This is a genomic window from Pseudomonas sp. SIMBA_068 (assembly GCF_046534705.1).
Classification (GTDB): domain Bacteria; phylum Pseudomonadota; class Gammaproteobacteria; order Pseudomonadales; family Pseudomonadaceae; genus Aquipseudomonas; species Aquipseudomonas putida.
The window spans coordinates 376,794-395,347 of the sequence record NZ_JAWRYI010000003.1 but is presented as its reverse complement, the minus strand read 5'-3'; the positions used below and the strand labels follow the sequence as shown (position 1 = coordinate 395,347).

The 18,554-nt window shown below is 62.3% G+C and carries 14 protein-coding genes; 13 read left to right on the top strand and 1 reads right to left on the bottom strand.

All coding sequences use genetic code 11. The annotated features are described in order from the left end of the window. The first annotated feature begins 5 nt into the window (after nt 1-5). The 4 genes from SB756_RS10895 to SB756_RS10880 all read left to right on the top strand — a co-directional run bounded on the left by SB756_RS10895 (nt 6) and on the right by SB756_RS10880 (nt 4,905). Nucleotides 6-968 (top strand): FecR family protein, encoded by a 963-nt coding sequence (locus tag SB756_RS10895; RefSeq protein WP_341797679.1) that lies wholly within the window; start codon nt 6-8, stop codon nt 966-968. 126 nt (nt 969-1,094) lie between these two features. After that, nucleotides 1,095-3,683 (top strand): TonB-dependent receptor, encoded by a 2,589-nt coding sequence (locus SB756_RS10890; protein ID WP_410910811.1) that lies wholly within the window; start codon nt 1,095-1,097, stop codon nt 3,681-3,683. Nucleotides 3,684-3,843: 160 nt separating this feature from the next. Further along, nucleotides 3,844-4,437, top strand: coding sequence for a biliverdin-producing heme oxygenase (locus tag SB756_RS10885; protein ID WP_341797677.1), 594 nt, complete (start codon nt 3,844-3,846; stop codon nt 4,435-4,437). Nucleotides 4,438-4,491: 54 nt separating this feature from the next. Further along, on the top strand, nt 4,492-4,905 hold the full coding sequence (locus SB756_RS10880) for a YbaN family protein (RefSeq protein WP_341797676.1): 414 nt from the start codon (nt 4,492-4,494) through the stop codon (nt 4,903-4,905). On the opposite strand, the gene arcD (SB756_RS10875) is transcribed toward SB756_RS10880, so the two are convergent. After that, complete coding sequence (gene arcD, locus SB756_RS10875) at nt 4,885-6,312, bottom strand: arginine-ornithine antiporter (RefSeq protein ID WP_341797675.1); 1,428 nt, start codon at nt 6,310-6,312, stop codon at nt 4,885-4,887. The genes SB756_RS10880 and arcD (SB756_RS10875) overlap by 21 nt on opposite strands. Nucleotides 6,313-6,747: 435 nt before the next feature. Between arcD (SB756_RS10875) and arcD (SB756_RS10870) the strand changes: the two genes are divergently transcribed. The 9 genes from arcD (SB756_RS10870) (at nt 6,748) to gcvP (ending at nt 18,549) form a co-directional block, all read left to right on the top strand. Next, complete coding sequence (gene arcD / locus SB756_RS10870) at nt 6,748-8,175, top strand: arginine-ornithine antiporter (protein WP_341797674.1); 1,428 nt, start codon at nt 6,748-6,750, stop codon at nt 8,173-8,175. A gap of 33 nt (nt 8,176-8,208) precedes the next feature. Further along, nucleotides 8,209-9,471: an arginine deiminase gene (gene arcA, locus SB756_RS10865; protein ID WP_410910810.1), complete on the top strand. Its 1,263-nt coding sequence runs from the start codon at nt 8,209-8,211 to the stop codon at nt 9,469-9,471. Nucleotides 9,472-9,540: 69 nt separating this feature from the next. After that, nucleotides 9,541-10,551 (top strand): ornithine carbamoyltransferase, encoded by a 1,011-nt coding sequence (locus SB756_RS10860; RefSeq protein ID WP_016501296.1) that lies wholly within the window; start codon nt 9,541-9,543, stop codon nt 10,549-10,551. 102 nt (nt 10,552-10,653) lie between these two features. Beyond that, nucleotides 10,654-11,583, top strand: a complete 930-nt coding sequence (gene arcC / locus SB756_RS10855; RefSeq protein WP_049277590.1) for a carbamate kinase — start codon at nt 10,654-10,656, stop codon at nt 11,581-11,583. 55 nt (nt 11,584-11,638) lie between these two features. After that, complete coding sequence (locus tag SB756_RS10850) at nt 11,639-12,007, top strand: DUF5064 family protein (RefSeq protein ID WP_341797672.1); 369 nt, start codon at nt 11,639-11,641, stop codon at nt 12,005-12,007. Nucleotides 12,008-12,177: 170 nt separating this feature from the next. Next, nucleotides 12,178-13,686, top strand: coding sequence for a sigma-54-dependent transcriptional regulator (locus SB756_RS10845; protein ID WP_016501299.1), 1,509 nt, complete (start codon nt 12,178-12,180; stop codon nt 13,684-13,686). A gap of 127 nt (nt 13,687-13,813) precedes the next feature. Beyond that, entirely contained in the window at nt 13,814-15,019 is a 1,206-nt protein-coding gene (gene gltS, locus SB756_RS10840) for a sodium/glutamate symporter (RefSeq protein ID WP_341797671.1), read from the top strand. Between the two features lie 279 nt (nt 15,020-15,298). Then, nucleotides 15,299-15,682 carry a glycine cleavage system protein GcvH gene (gene gcvH / locus SB756_RS10835; protein WP_016501301.1) on the top strand — a complete coding sequence of 128 codons (384 nt, stop codon included), beginning with the start codon at nt 15,299-15,301 and terminating at the stop codon, nt 15,680-15,682. Between the two features lie 11 nt (nt 15,683-15,693). Next, nucleotides 15,694-18,549: an aminomethyl-transferring glycine dehydrogenase gene (gene gcvP / locus SB756_RS10830; RefSeq protein WP_341797670.1), complete on the top strand. Its 2,856-nt coding sequence runs from the start codon at nt 15,694-15,696 to the stop codon at nt 18,547-18,549. Nucleotides 18,550-18,554 lie beyond the last annotated feature (5 nt).

The following is an 18,554-nucleotide window of genomic DNA, read 5'->3' as shown; positions in this document are numbered from 1 at the left end:
TCACCGTGACCGACAGCCCTGCCCCTCGCCCGTCACCTGCCGGGCCTAGTGCCCGTGCTCGTGCCATGGACGAGGCGCTGGACTGGCTGGTGCGCCTGCAATGCGCCGATGCCGCAGACACCCAGGCCTTTGAAGCCTGGCTGAGCGCCGCACCGGAAAACGCCGAGGCCTATGTCGAGGCAGAAGCACTGTGGAACGGTATGCCGTTGCACCAGGCTGCCACGCAGATGCACCAGCAGCAGCGCCGCTCATGGCGCGGGCGCTTGCGCAGCCACTGGAAACCCTTGGCCACCGCTGCGGTGCTGCTGGTCGGCCTGTTCACCGTTGGCGACCTGCCCACCCGCCTGCAGGCCGACCACCTGACGGTGGTGGGCGAGCGCCAGCGCCTGCAACTGGAAGACGGCGCGAAAGTGCTGCTTAACACCAACTCGGCATTTGCCAGCGACCGCCGGGACGGCCGCCCGGTCGCCCGCCTGCTGCAGGGTGAGGCCTACTTCCAGATACCGGAGGGCGCACTGCTGCCGCTTGAAGTAGAGGCCGGGCCGTTGCGCGCACAGGTGCGCGATACCGACTTTGCCGTGCGCTACCTCGATGGCGAGGCCCAGCTGCGGGTGCAACGCGGTGATGTCGACCTGCAAGGCGCACGCGACCAGCGCATCCGCCTGAGTGCCGGCGACAGCATCAGCGTGGGCCCGCAGGGCTTCGGCCAGCGCCAACGCGCCGACATGCAAAAGGACCTGGCCTGGGTCGACGGCCGTCTGGTGTTCGAGAATTGCCCACTGAGCCAGGTGCTGGCTGAAGTGCGGCGCTACTATCCCGGCTGGATCATCAACCGCAATGCCCAGCTCGAAGACGTTTCAGTCACCGGCAATTACCGCCTCGACCAGCCGTTGGAAACCCTGCGCGCACTGGCCCATATCACCTCGGCACAGCTGCATGAGTACCCTGCGCTGGTGATTCTGAACTGACCCCGAAATTATTTTTACGCGATCGCCCTGCCCCGCCCGTCTCGTTATAGCCAATGCAACTGATTCTTGTTTGAAAACGAGAACAGCAATCATCTATAACAGCCCGCGCATCAGGGAGCGCTTTCGATGTCCACTGGTCCTACCCGCACGTCCACCCTTCCCCGCCGAACCGGGCAACTGTCCCTGTTGACCCTGGCCCTGCTCGCCAGCGGCGCTTGCAGCCTGCCAGCGCTGGCCGCCGAACCGGCCCGGGCCAGCAGCCCGCGCATGGGTGACTACCGCTTCAGCATCGGCCAGCAGCCGCTGGTGTCGGCGATCAACGCCTTCAGCCAGGTCACCGGCTGGCAAGTCGGCTTCAGCGCCGAGCTGGCCGACGGCGTGGCTTCGCCGGGTGTACAAGGCTCGCTGCCGCCAGATGCCGCCCTCAAGCGCCTGCTGCACGGTACCGGGCTGAGTTTTCGCAAGATCAGCAACGGCAACGTGGTGCTTGAGCGCCAGGCTGGCGGCAACGTAATCGCCCTGCAGCAGGTGACCGTCAGCGCAACCCGGAGTGCTCAGGACGTCAGCCTGGTGCCAAGCACCGTCAGTGTGCAGACCCGAGAGCAGCTGGACCGGCAGAACGTCAACAACATCCAGGACCTGGTGCGCTACGAGCCGGGCGTATCGGTGGCCGGCACCGGCCAGCGCAGCGGCCTGAACGGCTACAACATCCGTGGTATCGACGGCGAGCGGATCCTCACCCAGGTCGACGGTGTATCGATCCCGGACAGTTTCTTCTACGGCCCCTACGCCCAGACCCAACGCAACTACGTCGACCCGGAAATCGTCAAGCGCGTGGAAATCCTCCGCGGCCCGGCCTCGGTGCTGTACGGCAGCAATGCCATCGGCGGCGCTGTGAGCTACTTCACCCTCGACCCCGACGACATCATCAAGCCCGGCAAGGACGTGGGTGCGCGGCTGAAGACCGGCTACAGCTCGGCCGACGAAAGCTGGCTGACCTCCGCCACCGTTGCCGGCCGGGAGGGTGATTTCGATGGCCTGCTGCACCTGAGCCAGCGTAACGGCCACGAGACCGAAACCCACGGCAGCCACAGCGGTGCCGGCCTGTCGCGCACCGAAGCCAACCCGATGGACGTGCGCACCACCAACGTGCTGGCCAAGCTGGGCTGGAACTACGACGACGACGCGCGCCTGGGCTTCACCTACGAGCGCTACAAGGATGACCGCGACCAGAACATCCTCAGCGCGGTGGGCGGGCCGTTCATTCCGGGCTTTGGCGGCATGGGTTACTACAAGGCGCGCAGTGGCAACGACACCATCACCCGCGAGCGCTTTGGCATCAACCATGAGTTCGGCCTGGATTCGCTGGTCGCTGACCACGTCAAGTGGAGCCTCAACTACCAGATCGCCAAGACCGACCAGCACACCGAAGAAGTCTACGCACCGCCTGGCCGCCAGGTACTGCGCACGCGTGACACGACCTACAAGGACCGCCAGTGGGTCTTCGATGCCCAGCTGGACAAGGCATTCAGCATCGGCGCCACCGACCACCTGCTGACCTATGGCACCACGATCAAGCACGAGAAAATCACCGGTACGCGCAGCGGCACGGGCACCTGCCTGGCCGTGGGCTCCGGTTGCTCCGCCGCAGGCGCCGAACGCCCGGCAGACGGCCAGGTTCTGGTCAGCGACTTCCCGGACCCGACCGTGAACACCTACAGCCTGTTCGTGCAGGATGAAATCCGCTGGAACAACTGGACCTTCATGCCCGGTGCGCGCTACGACTACACGCGCATGGAACCCAAGTTCACCGACGAATTCCTGCGTGGCCTGGAGTCCACCGGCACGGCACCCACCTCCCAGGACGACTCGGACAAGAAGTGGCACCGCGTCTCGCCCAAGTTCGGCCTGACCTACGCCTTCAACGACAACTACACCTGGTATGGTCAGTATGCCGAAGGCTTCCGTACTCCGACCGCCAAGGCCATGTACGGAAAGTTCGTGAACCTTGAGGAAGGTTACCGCGTAGAAGGCAACCCAGGCCTGGAACCGGAAAAGAGCAAGAGCTACGAAACGGGCCTGCGTGGCAACTTCGACGCAGGTAACTTCGATGTGGCGGTGTTCTACAACAAGTACCGCGACTTCATCGACGAAGATGCGGTGCAAAGCGCCAATCTGGAACAGACCTTCCAGGCCAACAACATCAAGCACGCCACCATCAAGGGTGCCGAGGTCAAGGGCCGCCTGAACCTCGACCACTTCGGCGCGCCGCAAGGCCTGTATACCCAGGGTTCGATTGCCTACACCTATGGTCGTAACGACGACACTGGTGAGCCACTGAACAGCGTCAACCCGCTGAAGGGCGTGTTCGGCCTTGGTTACGAGCAGCAGAACTACGGCGGCCTGCTGAGCTGGACGCTGGTCAAGCGCAAGACCCGTGTCGACGACTCCAGCTTCTACTCGCCAGACGGTTCGAGCTCGAAGTTCCGCACCCCGGGCTACGGCGTGCTGGACCTGACCGGCTACTACAAGGTCACCGACGACGTGACCATCAACGCCGGCCTGTACAACCTCACCGACAAGAAGTACTGGCAGTGGGATTCGGTACGCAGCTACGACGGCCAAGGTGAAGCGGCTGTGACCCAGCCAGCCAACATCGACCGCCTGACCATGCCGGGGCGCAACTTCGGTATCAATGTGGTTTGGGATATCTGAGGGCTTTAACTTTGAATCGCCTGTGAGATCGAGCGCCGCGCGGGCGGCGCTCGATTCCACAGACGCTGCCGCTCTCAAGCCAAAAACGCAGTTTTTTTACTGTCCCGCCGCCGCTGTTTCGTCTTGTATCTAGATGCCCCTCTTTCCAAGGACTGCCCCCATGACCGAACGCCCAGCCCTGCGCTCCCAGCGCCTGAACCAGATCACCCACGCCCCGCACGCCGAGCTGGATGGCCTGGTCAAATCCCACGCGCCCTTCGACAGCCGCGAAAGCTTCGCCCGCTTCGTCGTTGCCCAGTACCTGTTCCAGTCCGAGCTGCAAGCCCTGTACAACGATCCGCAGCTGAACGCCATAGTCCCCGACCTGGCCGAGCGCTGCCGTGCCGACCAGGCCCGCCTGGACCTCGCCGACCTCGACACCGAAGTGCCAGCCGCCGTGCCAGGCGCCGTGGGCAAGCCGAGCCTGGGCGAGGCAATGGGCTGGATCTTCGTCTCTGAAGGCTCCAAACTGGGCGCTGCGTTTCTGATCAAGCGTGCCGTGGCCCTGGAGCTGTCCGACACCTTCGGTGCCCGCCACCTGGGCGAGCCAGCCGGTGGCCGTGCCGAAGGCTGGAAGCAGTTCACCCGCATCCTCGATGGCCTTGAGCTGTCCGCTGAAGAGGAAGCCGCTGCCGAACGCGGTGCAGTTGCCGCCTTCGAGCGTTTCACCGAACTGCTCAAACATGCCTATGCTGCGGATGCCGCGCTGGTCTGATACGCCGTACCCGGCCACCCTACCGGTGGCCGAACCGCTTTTTGCAGTGAGACCATGACCCGACCTGCCCGCTCGAAGATCGCCCGCCTGTTGTATGGAATCCTGGCTTACGTGAGCCTCGGGGTGGGCTTGGTCGCGATCGTCATACCCGGTTTGCCGACCACCGAATTCATCCTGCTGGCCGCCTGGGCGGCGACCCGCAGCTCGCCGCGCCTGTCTGCCTGGCTGGAGAACCACCGGCTGTTCGGGCCGATTCTCTACAACTGGCGCAACGGCAAGGTGATCCAGCGCCGGGCCAAGGTAAGCGCTACCATCAGCATGCTGCTGTGCGCGGGCCTGATGCTGACGTTTCTGGAGCACCACTGGCCGGTGTTCGTGGCAATCGCCGGCATGACCCTGGGCAACCTGTGGATCTGGTCACGCCCGGAACACGCCTGCCCTGCCCCGTCACAAGCTCAACAGCCCTGAATACAGGGCGTAGGCCGCCAGTGCAGCGCCCGCCAGCACGGCGGCGAAAATCAGCTTTTCCCATGTGGTGAACAATGCCTGGCCCTGCTCATGCTTGGCCCTGGCGAACAGGATCACGCCGGGGGCATACAGCAGCGCCGACAGCAGCAGGTACTTGAGCCCGCCGGCATACAACAGCCACACGGCATACAGCAAGGCAACCAGCGCCACCAGCAAGTCCTTGCGGCGCAGCCCCGGTTGCCCGGCGTAGGTTTCTGCACGCACAGCCAGCAGCACGGCATACGCCGCCGACCACAGGTAAGGCACCAGGATCATCGACGAAGCCAGGTAGATGAGGCTGGTGTAGGTACCGGCCGAGAAGAGCGTAATCAGCAGGAAGCCCTGGATCATGCAGTTGGTCAGCCACAGGGCGTTGGAGGGCACATGGTTGGCGTTTTCCTTGGCCAGAAAGCGCGGCATGGTCTTGTCCCGCGCCGTGGCGAACAGGATCTCGGCACACAGCAGCGCCCAGGACAGCAACGCACCCAGCAGCGAAACCGCCAGGCCGAGGCTGATCAGCAACGCCCCCCAAGGGCCGACGATATGCTCCAGGACCGAGGCCAGCGACGGGTTCTGCAAACCGGCCAGTTCAGGCTGGGTCATCACCCCCAGCGAAAGCACGTTGACCAGCACCAGCAGCGCCAGCACACCAAGAAAACCGATAACGGTAGCCTTGCCCACATCCGAACGACGCTCGGCGCGCCCGGAGTACACGCTGGCGCCCTCGATGCCGATGAACACGAACACGGTCACCAGCATCATGTTGCGCACCTGCTCCAGCACGCTGCCGAATTGCGGGTTGCTCAAGCCCCAGATGTCACGGGTGAAGATATCGGCACGAAAGGCGAACGCCGCAATCACCACGAACATCAGCAACGGCACCACTTTGGCCACGGTGGTCACCTGGTTGATGAACGCAGCTTCCTTGATGCCGCGCAGAACCAGAAAGTGGACTGACCACAGCAGCAACGAGGCACAGCCGATGGCGATCGGCGTGTTGCCTTCGCCGAAAACCGGAAAGTAAAAGCCCAGGGTGCTGAACAGCAGTACGAAATAGCCGACATTACCCAGCCAGGCGCTGATCCAGTAGCCCCAGGCTGACGAGAAGCCCATGTAGTCGCCGAACCCTGCCTTGGCGTAGGCGTACACCCCCGAGTCCAGTTCCGGCTTGCGGTTGGCCAGTGTCTGGAACACAAACGCCAGGGCCAGCATGCCGACGGCGGTGATGCACCAGCCGATCAGCACCGCCCCGACATCGGCACGCGCCGCCATGTTCTGTGGCAGCGAGAAGATCCCGCCACCGATCATCGAGCCGACCACCAGTGCGATCAGCGCGCCCAGGCGCAGCTTCTGTCCCGGTTCGCTCATGCATCCCCCATTTTTTTACGCGCTGTCATACCTTTGAAACAGCCCTGCAGGCCATATAAATGTGGTTACTTATAAGAGAACCCGCCACTCAAGCTATAGCACTCATAACTGCTTTGTCTATGCATCCTTCCTTAAAAGCTAGCAGCTGGACAGCAACTAGAACAGTTCCCGATAAAACTCAAAATTATTGTGAAAAATTTGCGAAAGCGTCAAAAACGGCTAGCTTCAAGCATCGCAGGCTGAACAGAGCGTTTGCTCTAGAAAGACATGGAGGTGCCAGCGCGCAAGGCTTGCAGCTTTAGCTGTCGGCACTCTCCAGGAGCACCCGTGAAGGAAATTTCCTCCTTCACGTCGCCTTAAACTGACACAAGTCAGCTTACGGCATCGGCGTCGGATTTATGCTGACGTCAACTTTCTCCTGGCAGGAGTTGTTAAATGTCTGATTCATCCGGAAAACTAAAGCTCGGCGCGTTAGTTGCACTTGTCGTCGGTTCGATGATTGGCGGCGGGATCTTCTCGCTGCCGCAAAACATGGCCGCCAGTGCAGGGGTTGGCGCCGTGCTGATCGGCTGGGGCATCACCGCGGTCGGCATGCTGACCCTGGCGTTCGTGTTCCAGACCCTGGCCAACCGCAAGCCTGACCTGGATGGCGGGGTGTATGCCTACGCCAAGGCCGGTTTCGGCGACTACATGGGCTTTTCCTCGGCCTGGGGCTACTGGATCAGTGCCTGGCTGGGTAACGTCGGCTACTTCGTGCTGCTGTTCAGCACCTTGGGTTACTTCTTCCCGATCTTCGGGGAAGGCAACACGCCGGCCGCCATCATTGGCGCATCGGTGCTGTTGTGGGCGGTGCACTTCCTGGTGCTGCGCGGCATCAAGGAAGCCGCATTCATCAACCTGGTCACCACCGTGGCCAAAGTGGTGCCGCTGGTGCTGTTCGCGCTGATCTGCCTGTTTGCCTTCAGGCTCGACATCTTCACCGCCGACATCTGGGCCCTGGGTACACCGGAGCTGGGCAGCGTGATGAACCAGGTGCGCAACATGATGCTGGTCACCGTGTGGGTGTTCATCGGCATCGAGGGCGCGAGCATCTTCTCGTCCCGGGCGGAAAAGCGCTCTGACGTGGGCAAGGCCACGGTCATCGGCTTTGTCACCGTGCTGCTGTTCCTGGTGCTGGTCAACGTACTGTCGCTGGGCATCATGACCCAACCGGAACTGGCCAAGCTGCAGAACCCGTCGATGGCAGCCGTACTGGAGCATGTGGTCGGCCACTGGGGCGCGGTGCTTATCAGCGTCGGCCTGATCATCTCGCTGTTGGGGGCCTTGCTTTCGTGGGTACTGCTGTGCGCCGAGATCATGTTCGCTGCCGCCAAAGACCACACCATGCCGGAGTTCCTGCGCCGCGAAAATGCCAACCAGGTACCGGCCAACGCCCTGTGGCTTACCAACGCCATGGTGCAGATCTTCCTGGTGATCACGCTGTTCTCCAACAGCACCTACCTGTCGCTGATCTACCTCGCCACCTCGATGATCCTGGTGCCCTACCTGTGGTCGGCAGCCTATGCGTTCCTGCTGGCACTGCGCAGCGAAACCTACGAGCAGGCCCTGGCCGAACGCAAGAAAGACCTGATCATCGGCGGCATCGCCCTGCTGTACGCCATCTGGCTGCTGTACGCCGGCGGCGTGAAATACCTGCTGCTCTCGGCCCTGCTCTACGCACCTGGGGCGATTTTGTTCGCCAAAGCCAAGCGTGAAGTTGGCCAACCTATCTTCACCAGCGTGGAAAAACTGATCTTCGCAGCCGTGGTCATTGGCGCCCTGGTGGCAGCTTATGGCCTGTACGACGGCTTCCTGACCCTTTGACCCACGTCTTCGTTCAATTGGAGGAATGAAACCATGTCCGCTGAAAAACAGAAGTACGGTGTCCACTCCGAAGCCGGCAAACTGCGCAAAGTGATGGTTTGCTCGCCGGGCCTGGCGCACAAGCGCCTGACGCCGAGCAACTGTGACGAGCTGCTGTTCGACGATGTGATCTGGGTCGACCAGGCCAAGCGTGACCATTTCGACTTCGTCACCAAAATGCGCGAGCGCGGCGTGGATGTGCTGGAAATGCACAACCTGCTGACCGACATCGTGCAGCAACCCGAAGCCCTCAAGTGGATCCTTGACCGCAAGATTACCTCTGACACCGTGGGTGTCGGCCTGACCAACGAGGTGCGTAGCTGGCTCGAAGGGCTGGAACCACGCCACCTGGCAGAGTTCCTGATTGGCGGCGTGGCGGGCCAGGACCTTCCAGTAAGCGAAGGCGCCGAAGTGATCAAGATGTACAACAAGTACCTGGGCCACTCCAGCTTCATTCTGCCGCCGCTGCCCAACACCCAGTTCACCCGCGACACCACCTGCTGGATCTACGGTGGCGTGACGCTCAACCCGATGTACTGGCCTGCGCGACGCCAGGAAACCCTGCTGACCACAGCCATTTACAAGTTCCACAAGGAATTCACCGGTGCTGACTTCCAGGTCTGGTATGGCGACCCGGACAAGGATCACGGCAACGCCACCCTCGAGGGCGGCGACGTGATGCCGGTCGGCAAGGGCATCGTGCTGATCGGCATGGGCGAGCGCACCTCGCGCCATGCCATCGGCCAACTCGCTCAGAACCTGTTCGAGAAAGGCGCGGCCGAGAAAATCATCGTCGCCGGCCTGCCGAAGTCCCGCGCGGCGATGCACCTGGACACCGTGTTCAGCTTCTGCGACCGCGACCTGGTAACGGTGTTCCCGGAGGTGGTGAAAGAGATCAAGCCATTCATCATCACCCCAGACTCCAGCAAGCCCTATGGCATGAACATCGCGCCGCAGGATGCCTCGTTCCTCGAGGTGGTATCCGAACAGTTGCTGGGCAACAAAGACAAACTGCGCGTGGTCGAGACCGGCGGCAACAGCTTTGCCGCCGAGCGCGAACAATGGGATGACGGCAACAACGTGGTGGCCATCGAGCCGGGCGTGGTCATCGGCTATGACCGCAACACCTACACCAACACCCTGCTGCGCAAGGCCGGCATCGAGGTCATCACCATCAGCGCCGGCGAACTGGGCCGGGGTCGGGGCGGCGGCCACTGCATGACCTGCCCGATTGTGCGTGACCCGATCGACTACTAACGACCATTGCACCCGGCCGCGCCCACAAAGTGCCGGCCGGGACACTACCGGACTCAAGGAGAAGCAATCATGGCGTTCAACATTCACAACCGCAACCTGCTCAGCCTGGAACACCATACCAACCGTGAGCTGCGCTACCTGCTGGACCTGTCCCGCGACCTCAAGCGTGCCAAGTACACTGGCACCGAGCAGCAGCACCTGAAGGGCAACAACATCGCGCTGATCTTCGAAAAAACCTCCACCCGTACCCGCTGCGCCTTCGAAGTGGCGGCTTACGACCAGGGCGCGAACGTTACCTACATCGACCCCAACTCTTCGCAGATCGGCCACAAAGAGAGCATGAAGGACACCGCCCGCGTGCTCGGGCGCATGTACGACGCCATCGAGTACCGCGGTTTCAAGCAGGAAATCGTCGAAGAGCTGGCCAAGTTTGCCGGCGTACCGGTGTTCAACGGCCTGACCGATGAGTACCACCCCACCCAGATGATCGCTGACGTGCTGACCATGCGCGAGAACAGCGACAAGCCGCTGCACGACATCAGCTACGCCTACCTGGGCGACGCCCGCAACAACATGGGCAACTCGCTGCTGCTGATTGGCGCCAAGCTCGGCATGGATGTGCGCATCGCCGCGCCAAAGGCACTGTGGCCGCATGACGACCTGGTCGAGCGCTGCAAGAAGTACGCTGAGGAAAGCGGCGCCCGCATCACCCTCACCGAAGACCCGAAAGCGGCGGTCAAGGGTGTGGACTTTGTTCATACCGACGTGTGGGTTTCGATGGGCGAGCCGATCGAAGCCTGGGGTGAGCGCATCAAGCAGCTCAAGCCTTACCAGGTGAATGCCGAGCTGATGAAGTCCACTGGCAACCCACGGACCAAGTTCATGCACTGCCTGCCAGCGTTCCATAACTCCGACACCAAGGTCGGCAAGCAGATCGCCGAACAGTACCCGGACCTGGCCAACGGCATCGAAGTGACTGACGACGTGTTCGAGTCGCCGGCCTGCATCGCCTTCGAGCAGGCGGAAAACCGCATGCACACCATCAAGGCAATCCTGGTATCGACCCTGGCTGACCTCTGACAATCACTTCGCTCCTGTGGGAGCTGGCTTCCGGCGATGCCGGAAAGCCAGCTCCCACAAAGGATCGAGGCGCTCACCCCATCTGCGTAAAGGACATTCCCCATGCGTATCGTTGTTGCATTGGGCGGCAACGCCCTGCTGCGTCGCGGCGAGCCCATGACCGCTGACAACCAGCGCGCCAATATCCGCACCGCCACCGAACAGATCGCCAAGATTCACCCTGGCAACGAACTGGTCATCGCCCACGGCAACGGTCCGCAAGTCGGTCTGCTGTCGCTTCAGGCCCTGTCCTACAAGCCTGACGAGGCTTACCCACTGGACGTGCTGGGTGCAGAAACCGAAGGCATGATCGGCTACATGATCGAACAGGAACTGGGCAACCTGCTGGCTTTCGAGGTGCCGTTCGCCACCCTGCTCACCCAGGTGGAAGTGGACGCCAACGACCCCGCCTTCAAGGACCCGACCAAGTTCATCGGCCCGGTCTACAGCAAGGAAGAGGCCGAGCGCCTGGCCAAAGAGAAAGGCTGGGTGGTCAAGGCCGATGGCGACAAGTACCGTCGTGTGGTGGCCAGCCCGAAACCCAAGCGCATCTTCGAAATCCGCCCGATCAAGTGGCTGCTGGAAAAGAACAGCATCGTGATTTGCGCAGGCGGTGGCGGCATCCCCACCATGTACGATGAAAACCGCAAGCTCAAAGGTATCGAAGCGGTCATCGACAAGGACCTGTGCTCGGCACTGCTGGCAGAGCAATTGGAAGCCGACCTTCTGATCATCGCCACTGACGTCGATGCAGCCTACATTGACTGGGGCAAGCCGACGCAAAAAGCCATTGCCCAGGCCCACCCGGACGAACTCGAACGCCTCGGCTTCGCCGCCGGTTCCATGGGGCCGAAAGTGCAAGCTGCCAGTGACTTTGCCCGCAACACCGGCAAGGTGGCGGTGATCAGTTCGCTGGAAAACATTGAAGACATTGTCAAAGGTACTGCCGGCACACGGGTTTCCACCGAGAAGCCTGGGATCAGCTACCGTTGAATGCAGTTGGCGGGTGCCTGGCGCCCGCCGTTTTCGACCTCCGGGAGGATTCGCCATGGCTCAGTTTCAACCCGGTCACGTGCATATCGAGCGCACTGCGCTGAACAGCACCGACCACAGTTACGACCTCAACATCGAGTACGAAGCGACGCAAGATCCCAAGGAAGGCCGCGGCATACAGTTCCATATGCATGGCAGCATCGAAGGCAAGACGATTGATGAAAAGTTCTTTCTGCCCAAGGACCAGGTGCTGCCCAGTTTCTTGATGGTGATGAGCCGCAAGGCCCAGGCCCACCTCGCCCCGCCCAAGAAATTCGAAACCCTTAGCTCACCGCACAAGATCTACGACGCGATGTTCGAAGATATCCGCGCCAAACTGGATGTGAAGTCGGGCGACTCGATCAAGCCTGAACATCTGGAGTGATTTCAGAATTTTGGGGCTGCTTTGCAGCCCATTCGCGGCACAAGGCCGCTCCTACGGGAGAATGCATAAACTTTGTGGGAGCGGCCTTGTGTCGCGATGGGGCTGCAAAGCGGCCCCGGCAATGTTAAGGCATACTACCGCCCTCCCCGGCCACCACCTTTCGCCTCCTCATGCGCATCCACGTCAGCTTCATCGACCGCGTCGGCATCACCCAGGAAGTCCTCGCCCTGCTCGGTGCCCGCCACCTCAACCTGGACGCCGTGGAGATGGTCCCGCCGAACGTCTACATCGACGCCCCCACCCTCAGCCCCGCCGTGCTCGAAGAACTGCATGATGCACTGTTCGAGGTGCAGGGCGTGCAATCGGTGGACGTGGTCGACATCCTCCCAGGCCAGCGTCGTCACCTGCAGCTCGATGCCCTGCTGGCAGCGATGAGCGACCCGGTGCTGGCAGTGGACAGCGCAGGCCTGGTGCTGCTGGCCAACCCGGCGCTGATCGCCCTGTGCGGCCGCGAATCCGCCGGGCGCTCGGTGGGTGAACTGTTCGGCGACCCCGCGCTGCTGCAAGCGCTGCTGGACAACAACTTCCACCTGCCCATGCGCGAGATGCAGCTCAACGGCCAGAGCCTGCTGCTGGACGCCATGCCGATCACCAACGCCGGTGGCCTGCTGACGCTGTACCCCCCGACGCGCATGGGCGAACGCCTGTCGGCCCTGCACCACGACCACGCCGAAGGCTTCGATGCCCTGCTCGGCGAATCGCCCGCCATCCGCACCCTCAAGGCCCGGGCCCTGCGCGTGGCGGCGCTCGATGCACCGCTGCTGGTGCATGGCGAAACCGGCACCGGTAAAGAGCTGGTGGCCCGCGCCTGCCATGCCATCAGCAGCCGCCATGCGGCACCATTCCTGGCGCTGAACTGTGCCGCACTGCCCGAAAGCCTGGCCGAGAGCGAGTTGTTCGGTTACGCCCCTGGCGCCTTCACCGGCGCGCAACGCGGTGGCAAGCCTGGGCTGATGGAGCTGGCCAACCAGGGCACGGTGTTCCTTGATGAAATTGGCGAAATGTCACCGTATTTGCAGGCCAAGCTGCTGCGTTTTCTAAGCGATGGCAGCTTCCGTCGGGTGGGCGGCGACCGCGAAGTGAAGGTGGATGTGCGCATCATCAGCGCCACCCACCGCGACCTGGAGCGCATGGTCGCCGAAGGCAGCTTCCGCGAAGACCTGTTCTACCGCCTCAACGTGCTCAACCTGCAGGTACCGCCCTTGCGCGACAGGGGCCAGGACATCCTGATGCTGGCGCACTTCTTCATGCAGCAAGCCTGCACACAGATCCAGCGCCCAGCCTGCCGGCTGACCCCCGCCACCCACTCTGCACTGCTGGCCAACCCTTGGCCGGGCAACGTGCGCCAGCTACAGAACGTGATTTTCCGCGCTGCAGCCATCTGCGAGGGCAACCTGGTGGATATCGGCGACCTGGACATTGCTGGCACCTCGGTGGCCCGCGGACAGGACGGCGAAGTGGCCAGCCTGGAACAGGCCGTGGGTGATTTCGAGCGGGAACTGTTACAGCGCCTGTATGCCAGTTACCCGTCGACGCGGCAGCTGGCCGGGCGCTTGCAAACTTCGCATACCGCTATTGCCCAGCGGCTGCGTAAATATGGAATACCCGGGAAACTTTGATGCGTGTCGTCAAAACCGACAGCTCATTCAGACTTTTCCTAGCCGTGTAGCCGCAATTGACTGGAGTGCTCGCCGTAGAATGGTGACATCGTAATTTCGCATGTCACCTTGAACGAAGAGTACCTTGATGTTTGAACTCGATTTTTACGGGACACTTGTAGCCGCCTCTTTAGTACTGCTACTGGGGCGCGGGCTGGTCGCGCGCATTGGTTTCCTGCGCGTTTACAATATCCCGGAACCTGTTGCAGGCGGATTGGTCGTTGCCTTGGCACTTTTGGCATTACGCAGCTTCGATATACAGGTCCAGTTTGATACCTCATTGCAAACCCCGTTGATGCTGGCGTTCTTCGCCACCATCGGTTTGAGTGCAGACTTCGCCAGCCTGAAGAAAGGCGGGCGTGTGGTCGCCGTGTTCCTGCTGGTGGTGACTGGCTTGCTCCTGGTGCAGAACGCCATGGGCATCGGCCTGGCAACGGCCTTGGGGCTCGACCCGTTGATGGGCCTGCTGGCCGGTTCGATCAGTCTCTCCGGTGGCCACGGCACAGGCGCCGCCTGGGGCGCGACGTTCACTGAAAAATTTGGCCTGCCTTCGGCCTCCGAACTGGCGATGGCCTCTGCCACTTTCGGCCTGGTATTGGGCGGCCTTATTGGCGGCCCGGTTGCCAGGCTGCTGATCAAGCGGGTAAAGACGCACGGCAGCGAAGAAGAAGCCCCCCAACTGCCAAAAGGCTTTGAGCAGCCGAATAAAGAGCGCCTGATTACATCATCTTCATTCATCGAAACCTTGGCCCTGATTGCCGTCAGCTTGCTGGCGGGCACCCTCCTTCACGGTTTATTGAAAAGCACTGCATTTGAATTACCGACCTTCGTGTGCGTATTGTTCGTCGGCGTGCTGTTGCGCAACGTTCTTTCCGCATTCGGCTTCTACCGTGTATTCGAGCGGGAAGTTTCGGTCTTGGGCAATGTCAGTTTGTCCCTGTTCCTGGCCATTGCCTTGATGTCGCTGAAGTTGTGGGACCTGGCCGCACTGGCCTTACCCTTCTTTATATTGCTGGCCGCGCAAACACTGGTCATGGCACTGTTCGCGATCTTCGTGACGTTCCGGGTGATGGGCCGCAACTACGATGCGGCAGTACTGGCTGCCGGGCACTGCGGCTTCGGCCTGGGGGCAACGCCGACGGCCATCGCCAACATGCAGGCGGTGACCCAGCGCTACGGCGCCTCGCACATTGCTTTCCTGGTAGTGCCGATGGTGGGCGCGTTCTTCATCGACATCATCAATGTGATCGTGATCAAGTTGTACCTGGCATTGCCCTTCCTTACTGGAGGTTGAATTCCGACAACCCCACCTGTATCGATTTCAATACATCGGATTGAAATCGATACACACGCATTCGAATGCGCCTGCACAAGGGTTTGATCCCAAAACCCATTCCTCCTCCTCGCTAACTGTAGCGTTTTCATTCCACAAAAATGACAAATGGATTGCATTAATTAGATAAGTTGTTGATTTAAAAGGATTTATTATGATTGGCCGCATTATTGCTTAGGGAATCCCAACCCAAGAGCGCGGAGCCACCGCGCCCAACGCCCTGCTTCCCGAGGATTCCCCATGAGCGAGTTGCGTTTCACTGAAGATCACGAATGGCTGCGCGTCGAAGCCGATGGCAGCGTCACCGTGGGCATCACTGCCTACGCCCAGAACGCCCTTGGCGATGTGGTTTTCGTGCAACTGCCCGAGTTGCAGCAGTATGAGAAAGGTAGCGAAGCGTCCACCGTCGAGTCGGTCAAGGCCGCCAGCGGCGTGTACATGCCGCTGACCGGCGAAGTGGTCGAGGTCAACGGCCAGCTCGAAAGCAGCCCTGAACTGGTCAACGAAGACCCGATGGGGGAAGGCTGGTTCTTCCGCTTCAACCCGGCCGACATGAGCGAAGTCACCGCCCTGCTCGACCAGGACGCGTACGACCGCCTGATCAAAGCCAACGACGACGCCTGAGGAACCCCGCCATGACCATCAACCTCAGCACAGCCAACGAATTCATCGCCCGCCACATCGGCCCTCGCGCCGCTGACGAGCAGGCCATGCTCGCCGCCCTGGGCTTCGACTCGCTGGACGCCATGACGGCCGCAGTCATCCCAGACAGCATCAAGGGCACCAGCGTATTGGGCTCGCACGACGGCCAGAGCGAAGCCGACGCGCTCGCCGCGCTCAAGGCCATCGCCGGCAAGAACCAGCTGTTCAAAAGCTACATCGGCCAGGGCTACTACAACACCCACACCCCGGCGCCGATCCTGCGCAACCTGCTGGAAAACCCGGCCTGGTACACCGCCTACACACCGTACCAGCCAGAAATTTCCCAAGGCCGCCTGGAAGCGCTGCTGAACTTCCAGACCCTGATCAGCGACCTGACCGGCCTGCCGATCGCCAACGCCTCCCTGCTCGACGAAGCCACTGCTGCGGCCGAGGCCATGACCTTCTGCAAGCGCCTGTCGAAGAACAAGGCCAGCCACGCCTTCTTCGCCTCCGTGCACTGCCACCCGCAAACCCTCGACGTGCTGCGCACCCGTGCCGAGCCGCTGGGTATCGAGGTGGTGGTCGGCGACGAGCGTGAGCTGGGCGATGTCAGTGCCTTCTTCGGCGCCCTGCTGCAATACCCCGCCAGCAACGGTGAAGTGTTTGACTACCGTGAAGTGGTACAGCGCTTCCACGCCGCCAACGCGCTGGTCGCCGTCGCGGCCGACCTGCTGGCCCTGACCCTGCTGACCCCACCGGGCGAGTTTGATGCCGACGTGGCCATCGGCAGCGCCCAGCGTTTTGGCGTACCACTGGGCTTCGGTGGCCCGCACGCGGCTTACTTCGCCACCCGGGACGCGTTCAAGCGCGACATGCCGGGCCGCCTGGTCGGCGTATCGATCGACCGCTTCGGCAAGACCGCCCTGCGCCTGGCCATGCAGACCCGCGAGCAGCACATCCGCCGCGAAAAGGCCACCAGCAACATCTGCACCGCCCAGGTGCTGCTGGCCAACATCGCCAGCATGTTCGCCGTTTACCACGGCCCGGCCGGCCTCAAGCGCATTGCCGAACGCACCCATGCACTGACCGCGATCCTGGCCGCCGGCCTGAAGACGCTGGGCGTACAGGTAGTGGGCGCCAGCGCCTTCGACACCCTGACCCTGGCTACTGGCACTGCCACCGCAACCCTGCATGACAAGGCACGCGCCCAGGGCATCAACCTGCGCCAGATCGATGCCGCCCACGTGGGCCTGTCGCTGGACGAAACCAGCAGCCAGGCTGACGTTGAATCCCTGTGGCAGCTGTTCGGTGACGACAAGGCCCAGCCTGACTTCGCCGCCCTGGCCGCCAGCACCGGTTCGCTGCTGCCTGCCGCCCTACTGCGCCAGTCGGCCATCCTCGAACACCCGGTGTTCAACCGTTACCACAGCGAAACCGAGCTGATGCGCTACCTGCGCCGCCTGGCCGACAAGGACCTGGCACTGGACCGCAGCATGATCCCGCTGGGCTCGTGCACCATGAAGCTGAACGCGGCCAGTGAAATGATCCCGGTTACCTGGGCCGAGTTCGGCAACCTGCACCCGTTCGCCCCGGCCGCGCAGAGCCAGGGCTACCTGCAGATGACCACCGAGCTGGAAGCCATGCTGTGCGCCGCCACCGGCTATGACGCCGTGTCGCTGCAGCCCAACGCCGGCTCCCAAGGCGAGTACGCAGGCCTGCTGGCCATCCGCGCCTACCACCGCAGCCGTGGCGAAAGCCACCGCGACATCTGCCTGATCCCGTCGTCGGCCCACGGCACCAACCCGGCCACCGCACACATGGCTGGCATGCGCGTAGTCGTCACCGCCTGTGACGCCCGCGGCAACGTCGATGTCGAGGACCTGCGCGCCAAGGCCATCGAGCACCGCGAACGCCTGGCCGCGATCATGATCACCTACCCGTCGACCCACGGTGTGTTCGAGGAAGCGATCGGCGAAATCTGCGCGATCATCCACGACAACGGTGGCCAGGTGTACATCGACGGCGCCAACATGAACGCCATGGTCGGCCTGTGCGCGCCGGGCAAGTTCGGCGGCGACGTATCGCACCTGAACCTGCACAAGACCTTCTGCATCCCGCACGGTGGCGGCGGCCCGGGCGTTGGCCCGATTGGCGTCAAGTCGCACCTGGCGCCGTTCCTGCCAGGCCATGCGCAGCTGGAAAACACCGAAGGGGCGGTGTGCGCCGCACCGTTCGGCAGCGCCAGCATCCTGCCGATCACCTGGATGTACATCCGCATGATGGGCGGTGCCGGCCTCAAGCGTGCTTCGCAGATGGCGATCCTCAACGCCAACTACATCGCCCGCCGCCTGGAAGAGCACTATCCTGTTCTGTATACCGGTGGCAATGGCCTGGTGGCCCACGAGTGCATCCTCGATCTGCGCCCACTGAAAGACACCAGCGGCATTAGCGTCGACGACGTGGCCAAGCGCCTGATCGACTTCGGTTTCCACGCCCCGACCATGTCCTTCCCGGTGGCCGGCACGCTGATGATCGAACCGACCGAAAGCGAGGCCAAGGAAGAACTGGACCGCTTCTGCGACGCGATGATCCAGATCCGCGAAGAAATCCGTGCGGTCGAAAGCGGTAGCCTGGACAAGGACGACAACCCGCTGAAGAACGCCCCGCACACGGCGGCCGAGCTGGTTGGCGAGTGGGCCCACGGCTACAGCCGCGAGCAGGCGGTCTACCCGCTGCCAAGCCTGGTGGAAAGCAAGTACTGGCCGCCGGTCGGCCGGGTCGACAACGTGTTCGGCGACCGCAACCTGGTGTGCGCCTGCCCGTCGATCGAGAGCTATCAGGACGCCTGATTGCG